This is a genomic window from Pseudomonas fluorescens, assembly GCF_041354075.1.
GTDB classification, from domain to species: Bacteria; Pseudomonadota; Gammaproteobacteria; order Pseudomonadales; family Pseudomonadaceae; genus Aquipseudomonas; species Aquipseudomonas fluorescens_CE.
Map to the genome: position 1 here is coordinate 102892 of NZ_JARZGC010000021.1, position 6874 is coordinate 109765.

Below are 6874 nucleotides of genomic sequence, written 5' to 3' on the forward strand. Positions count from 1 at the left end.
ACGGGATGGCTGGTAAGAAGAACACCGATAAAGAAGGCAGCTCGTGGATCGGGAAAGTCGAAGACTACTCCCGCAAGATCTGGCTGGCTGGTTTAGGCGTGTACTCGAAGATCGACTCTGACGGCAGCAAACTCTTCGATGCATTGGTCAAAGACGGCGAGAAAGCCGAGAAGCTCACCAAGAGCGCTGTCGGCAAAGGCGTTGATGCCGCCAAGGACTCCGCGTCCTCGGCCAAGTCGCGTATCTCCGGCGTGAAAGACAAGGCGCTGGGCAAGTGGGATGAGCTCGAAGGTGCTTTCGACAAACGCTTGAACAGCGCCATCTCGCGCCTGGGCGTGCCGAGTCGCAATGAAGTGAAGGCCCTGCACAGCAAGGTCGATACTTTGACCAGGCAGATCGAGAAACTCACGGGCGCCAAGGTTGCGCCTGTTGCGGCGAAAACCGCAGCAGCCAAACCGGCGGCTAAACCGGCAGCCAAGCCACTGGCAAAAGTGGCCGCCAAACCGGCTGCCAAACCAGCCGCCAAGGCGACGGCCAAACCTGCGGCGAAAACCGCAGCCGCCAAACCTGCGGCCACCAAGGCAGCGGCCAAACCGGTCGCCGCGAAGGCGGCTGCAAAACCTGCTGCGAAACCTGCCGCCAAGCCTGCTGCGAAACCGGCGGCGAAAACCGCAGCGGCCAAACCAGCTGCGAAAACCGCTGCTGCCAAGCCGGCCGCCAAGCCAGCGGCAAAACCTGCTGCCGCGAAGAAACCAGCAGTGAAAAAACCGGCGGCCGCGAAACCCGCTGCACCGAAACCAGCAACGGCTGCCGCCAAACCGGCAACCCCGACGCCTGCGGCGAGCGCCTCGAACTCTGCTGCCGCACCGACGCCTGCTGTCACCCCGACTGCCGCGCCGACGCCATCGACGCCCACCAGTCAGTCCTGATCCCAGGGCTCAAGAAAACGCCCGGCCTGCCAAGGTCGGGCGTTTTTGTTTGTGCGTGAGTCACTGCCTCGCTCCTACAGGGGATCTTCGAGGTATTGCAGCGCCAGCTGCTCGGTCGCCACCTTGATCGGCGGCAGCAAATGCGGCGCCACCAGCATCATGATCTGATACACCACCAACCTGACCTCGCCGTCGCGATCAAGGATCCGCTGATAGTCCAGTGAGAACAGCAGCGTCAGGGTGATCTGCTCTACCAGTTGGCCCAGTGCCTGGGTGTCGCTGACCAGTTGCCCCTGCGCCTTCAGACGCGCCAGCAGGGAAGCCAGGGTGCGCTTGAGTGCATTGAGCAGGTTGCGTATGCCTTTGGCCAGCTTCGGCAGGCGCCCGGCCAGGTTCGACAGGTCCTGGAACAGAAACCGGTAGTGCGCCAGGCGCTCGACGATCAGGTGCAGGAACAGCCAGTAGTCTTCCGGTGCCAGTTCCACATCGGAGGGTGGGTCGAGCAAGGGCGCGAGTTCTGCCTGGAAGCGCTCGAACAGCCCCAGGATCAACGGCTCCTTGCCGTGGAAGTGGTAATAGAGGTTGCCCGGGCTGATCCCCATTTCATTGGCAACTTCCATGGTGGAGACGTTCGGCTCGCCCTTCTGGTTGAACAGTTGCAGGGCACATTCGAGAATTCGGTCGCGGGTTTTCATCCAGTCTTCTTAATGATCATTTCAGTCCATTCCTGCCCGGTCTGTCTAACGCACGCGCACGTACGTGCCGGGCGCTGCTTCCATCGGTGGATAGTTCTGATTGCCAAGCGCCATGTGCGTTTCCTTCTGCGTGCCCGAGCGTTCCTGAATCCAGGTCAGCCATTGCGGCCACCAGCTGCCTTCGACCTGTTTCGCGTCGTAATACCAGGCCCGCGGATCGCTGCTCAACTTCGTGCTTTCGACAAAGTTGGCTTTCGGGTTCGAGGGTGGGTTGAGGATGCTCTGCACATGGCCGCTGTTGGCCAGCACGAAGCGCCGCTCGCCGCCCAGCAGCAGCGTGGAGCGATACACTGCGTCCCATGGCGTGATGTGGTCGTTGATGCCCGCGACGCTGAAGCTGTCGACGGTGACCTTCTGCAAGTCGATCGGTGTGCCGCACACTTCGAGGCCGCCCGGATGCCCCAGCGGGTTGTGTTTGAAGAAGTCCAGCAGGTCGCCATGAAGGGCGGCCGGCAGGCGGGTCGTGTCGTTGTTCCAGTACAGAATGTCGAACGCCGGCGGCTCCTTGCCCAGCAGGTAGTTGTTGACGAAGTAGCTCCAGATCAAGTCGTTGGGGCGCATCCAGGCAAACACCTTGGCCATGTCGCGACCGTCCAGCACGCCTTTCTGGTAAGAGCGGCGCTTGGAGGCTTCCAGGGTCTGCTCGTCGACGAACAAGGTGGCGGGGCTGTCCAGCTGACTGTCGAGCAGGCTCACCAGATAGGTCGCACTGGCGACGCGGCGCATCTGACGCTTGGCCTGCAAATGACCTTGCAGCGCGGCGATGGTCAAGCCCCCGGCACAGGCCCCCATCAGGTTGACCTCACGGGCCCCGGTGATCGCCCGGCAGACATTCATCGCTTCTTCCGCCGCTTCGACATAGCTCGACAGGCCCCACTCGCGATGCCGCACGTCCGGGTTGCGCCAGCTGATCATGAAGGTCTGCAGGCCGTTTTTCAGGGCGAACTGGACGAAGCTGTTGGTCGGGCTCAAATCGAAGATGTAGTACTTGTTGATCTGTGGCGGCACCACCAGCAATGGCCTGGAATACTGCTTCTCGCTCATCGGCTTGTACTGGATCAGCTCCAGCAGCTCGTTGCGGAACACCACCGAGCCGGTGGTGGTGGCCACGGTTTTACCGACCTCGAAGGCCTGCTTGGTCACTTGCCGGGGCAAACCGTCGTTGTGCAGCAGGTCATCGACCAGGTGACTGATGCCGCGTACCAGGCTGTGGCCACCGGAGTTGAAGAGTTCCTTGATCGCCAGTGGATTGAGCAGGCTGTTGGACGGGGACACGGCGTCGTTGAGCAAGGCGAAGACGAAGTGAGCGCGGGCACGGTCGTCCGGGGTCATGTCGCTCTCGTCGATCCAGCAATTGACCTGCTTTTGCCAGCTCAGGTAGGCCTGCAGGCTGCGACGATAAAACGGGTTGAGGCTCCAGGCCGGGTCGCTGAAACGACTGTCCCGGGGGTTGGTCGGGTGCAGGGTTTCGCCCAGCAGCACCCGCCCCAGTTGCCCGCCCAGTGTCAGGGCGTGTCTGGCGCTGTGCAGTGGATTGCGCAATCCATGGGCCGCCACGCTGCGCAAGGTTGAAATCAGGTCCCGACCGCGCAAACCGGTGATGGCACTCTGTGCGTTGATAAACGCGGCGGGAGTGGGCAAAGACTCCCTTGCTGGCTTGTCGCGCATGACTCAACACTCCTTCGTCTTCAGTCCAAAACAATCACCGAACCAGAACACCATAGACGCTGTTTCGGGTAGTTGCGCGGCATCGCCTCCTGCCAGCCGCTGTGGGGTCGACTAACCGCCCAGTGGGGCCGGATGAGGATGCATCACGGCGCGTTGCCGTTCCTCCTCGAGGAATTTCATGATGATCGGCGCCACCGCTTCGGCGCGGGTGATCAGGAACAGATGCCCGTCATCGATGATGTGCAACTGGGCATTGGGAATGCGCCAGGCCAGCAGGCGCATGTTGACCAGCGGAATCAGCGGATCATCGTCGCCGGCCAGCACCAGGGTGGGCTGGTGGATCTTGTGCAGCCAGTGGATGCTGGTCCAGCCGAGGCCGGCGAACAGCTGCCAGTAGTAGCCAAGCTTGCCCGCCGAGCGAACTTTCGCCGCGTGACTGGCCGCGAGCTTGGAGTCGCGTCGGAACGAGCCGCCGTAGATCATCGGTGCAATCCGGATCACGTGTGACGGCTGGATGTAGCGTCGCGGGCTGGCCATCATCCACAGCACTTTCGGCTTGCCCGGCACCATCACCGCACCCGCCGCCGTGGCCGCGAGGACCAGTTTCTTGCAGCGCTCGGGGTAGTCGTGGGCGAACTGCTGGGCGAGGGCGCCGCCCCAGGACACACCGATCGCGTTGACCTGCCCGTAGTCAAGGTAGTCGAGCATTCGCGCCGTGAGCTTGGCCAGGCCGGGAAAGCGGTACGGCCGGCTCGGCGTCGATGAGCCGCCGACACCCGGGACGTCGAAGGCGATCACCTCCAGGTCCGGGTCCAAAGCCGCGACGAACGGAAACACCAGCTCCAGGTTGGCGCCGATGCCGTTGAAAATCAGCAAGGGCGTCAAGTGAGACTTGCCGGGGCGTACCGCCGTGCGGAGGGTCTGGCCATCCAGCTCGACGGTACGGAAAATGAAGGGTTGCGGCATGCTCAGGCCCTGTGGATTAAGTCTGCCCTCGATTCCTTGTGGGAGCGGGCTTGCTCGCGATGGCGTCGGATCATTCGACATTGCTGTCGACTGACACTGCGCTTTCGCGAGCAAGCCCGTTCCCACAGGGACGGCGAGGTGTTCCGGTTACCGCTCGTGTACGTAAGTCCCCGGCGCCGCTTCGCCCGCCGGATAAGCCTTGTTGCCCAGTTTCGCCGGGGCCTTTTTCAGCTCGCCCGAGCGTTCGGCCTGCCAGGCCTGCCAGTGCAGCCACCAGGAATCGGTGTGCTTGGTGGAGTTTTCCTGCCACTCCTCGGCCTTGCCCGCCAGTTCGCTGTTGGTCATGTATCTGGATTTCGGATTGCCCGGCGGATTCAGGATGCTCTGGATGTGCCCGCTGCTGGACAGCACGAACTCGACCTTGCCACCAAACAGCTGCGCCGACTTGTAGCAGGACTTCCACGGAGTGATGTGGTCGTTGGTGCCGGCCAGAGAAAAGATGTCGGCGGTGACCTGCTTCAGGTCGATCGCCGTGCCGCACACTTCCAGTGCATTGGGTCGGGTCAGCGGGTTGTTCTTGAACATTTCGATCAGGTCGCCGTGGAACGCGGCGGGCAAGCGGGTGGTGTCGTTGTTCCAGAACAGGATGTCGAACACCGGCGGCTCGTTGCCCAGCAGGTAGTTGTTGACCCAGTAGTTCCAGATCAGGTCGTTGGGCCGCATCCAGGCGAACACCTTCGCCATGTCGCGGCCTTCCAGCACGCCGGCCTGATAAGAGTGGCGCTTGGCGGCTTCGAGGGTCTGCTCGTCGACGAACAGGGCGACGTCGCTGTCCAGGGTGGTGTCCAGCACGCTGACCAGCAGCGTCAGGGCGTTGACCTTTTTCTCGCCGATTGCGGCGTAGTGGCCCAGCAGTGCGGTGCAGGTGATGCCGCCGGAGCAGGCACCCAGCATGTTCACATCCTTGCTGCCGGTGATCGCGGTCACCACGTCAACCGCTTCCTTCAGGGCTTCGATGTAGGTGGACAGACCCCACTCGCGCTGCTCCTTGGTCGGGTTGCGCCAACTGACGATGAAGGTCTGCACGTTGTTGCGCAGGCAAAACCGCGCCAGGCTCTTATCCGGGCTGAGGTCGAACACGTAGAACTTGTTGATTTGCGGTGGCACCACCAGCAACGGGCGCTCGTGCACTTGCTCGGTGATCGGCTTGTACTGGATCAGCTCCAGCACGTCGTTGCGGAAAATCACCGCGCCTTCGGTCACGCCCAGGCTCTTGCCAACCTCGAACGCGCCCATGTTGACCTGGCTCGGCATGCCGCCGTTGTTCACCATGTCCTTGGCCAGATGCGAGAGACCGTCGAGCAGGCTCTTGCCGCCGGTTTCGAAGAATCGTTTGACCGCCGCCGGGTTGGCCGCCGTGTTGGTCGGGGCCATCGCTTCGGTCATCAGGTTGATCACGAAATGCCCGCGCGCCGTGTCCTTGGGGCCCAGGTTGCTGTCGTCGATCCAGTCGTGGAGCTCCTTGCGCCACGCCAGGTAAGTTTGCAGATAACGTTTGTAGAGCGGGTTCTGGCTCCAGGCCGGATCGGCGAAGCGTCGATCGTCGCTGGTCGGTTGCAGCTCGGACTTGCCGAACAGCACGTTCTTGAGTTCAAGACCGAAATGCGCGACATGTTTGGCGCTGTGTATCGGTTGCTTGACCGCTTGCCTGAGAACCATTCGAGCAGAGGCCAGTAGATCCTTTCCACGTAGCCCAACGACAGGATTCAACCCCAGGGTGTTTTCCGAGGCCTGAAACTTCAAGTCATCGTTATTCTGTTTACTCATCTACGACGCTCCATTGTCCTGAGACGAGTACCCGGTCCTGCTGTGTAGTCACACAGCGAATGCCTGGTACTACTGCTCGGGTGACCGTTGATTCTGCATCGCTGCTTTCACATCAGAGCGCACTGCAGGGAACTTGCCAGATCCATTGGTTACCCGAGTTTAATTTTTTTCGCAAGCAGGCCAATGAGTGGCCACGCGGCCAAACATTCAAACAGATGAAATTAGAAAATGCCCACTAATGAGCAAGAACTACGGGCTAGAGCATCAGCTTGACGACCGACTCGTTCGGGTCGCGACTCTTGCCGGCGCTTTTCAGTTCGGCGAGATAATCGTTCCACAGCTCTTCCTGGCGCACGCCCAACTGGTACAGGTAGTCCCAGGTGAACAGGCCGCTGTCGTGGCCGTCGTCGAAGGTCAGTTTCAGTGCGTACTGGCCGGCCGGTTCGACCTTGCTCAGGCCGACGCCGATCTTGCCAAATTGCAGGATGGGTTTGCCGTGGCCCTGGACCTCGGCGGAAGGCGAGTGCACGCGCAGGAATTCGGCAGGCAGGTGATGTTCCTCGCCCGAGGCGTATTTCAGCGACAGGGTTTTCGAGGCTTTGTGCAGTTTGATGTCGGTGGGGAGCATGGTCAGGTATCCGCCTTTTGCGTAACCTCAATGTGGGAGCGGGCTTGCTCGCGAAAGCGGTGTGTCAGACAACTCCGATGTCGACTGACACTGCGCCTTCG

At 61.4% G+C, this 6874-nt stretch carries 6 protein-coding genes; 1 reads left to right on the forward strand and 5 read right to left on the reverse strand.

Features of this window, described 5'->3' with window-relative positions:
- The first annotated feature begins 5 nt into the window (after positions 1–5).
- Entirely contained in the window at positions 6–929 is a 924-nt protein-coding gene (locus QIW53_RS22325) for a phasin family protein (RefSeq protein ID WP_371051747.1), read from the forward strand.
- Positions 930–1003: 74 nt separating this feature from the next.
- On the opposite strand, the gene QIW53_RS22330 is transcribed toward QIW53_RS22325, so the two are convergent.
- The 5 genes from QIW53_RS22330 to QIW53_RS22350 form a co-directional block, all read right to left on the reverse strand.
- Positions 1004–1624, reverse strand: a complete 621-nt coding sequence (locus QIW53_RS22330) for a TetR/AcrR family transcriptional regulator (protein ID WP_371051748.1) — start codon at positions 1622–1624, stop codon at positions 1004–1006.
- Positions 1625–1669: 45 nt separating this feature from the next.
- Positions 1670–3352, reverse strand: coding sequence for a class II poly(R)-hydroxyalkanoic acid synthase (gene phaC / locus QIW53_RS22335; RefSeq protein ID WP_371051749.1), 1683 nt, complete (start codon positions 3350–3352; stop codon positions 1670–1672).
- A gap of 111 nt (positions 3353–3463) precedes the next feature.
- A complete protein-coding gene (gene phaZ, locus QIW53_RS22340; RefSeq protein ID WP_371051750.1) occupies positions 3464–4318 on the reverse strand; it encodes a poly(3-hydroxyalkanoate) depolymerase in 855 nt (284 codons plus the stop codon).
- Positions 4319–4465: 147 nt separating this feature from the next.
- Positions 4466–6145 (reverse strand): class II poly(R)-hydroxyalkanoic acid synthase, encoded by a 1680-nt coding sequence (gene phaC / locus QIW53_RS22345; RefSeq protein WP_371051751.1) that lies wholly within the window; start codon positions 6143–6145, stop codon positions 4466–4468.
- A 256-nt stretch (positions 6146–6401) separates the two neighbouring features.
- Positions 6402–6773, reverse strand: a complete 372-nt coding sequence (locus QIW53_RS22350; RefSeq protein ID WP_192307591.1) for a gamma-butyrobetaine hydroxylase-like domain-containing protein — start codon at positions 6771–6773, stop codon at positions 6402–6404.
- Positions 6774–6874: the final 101 nt, after the last annotated feature.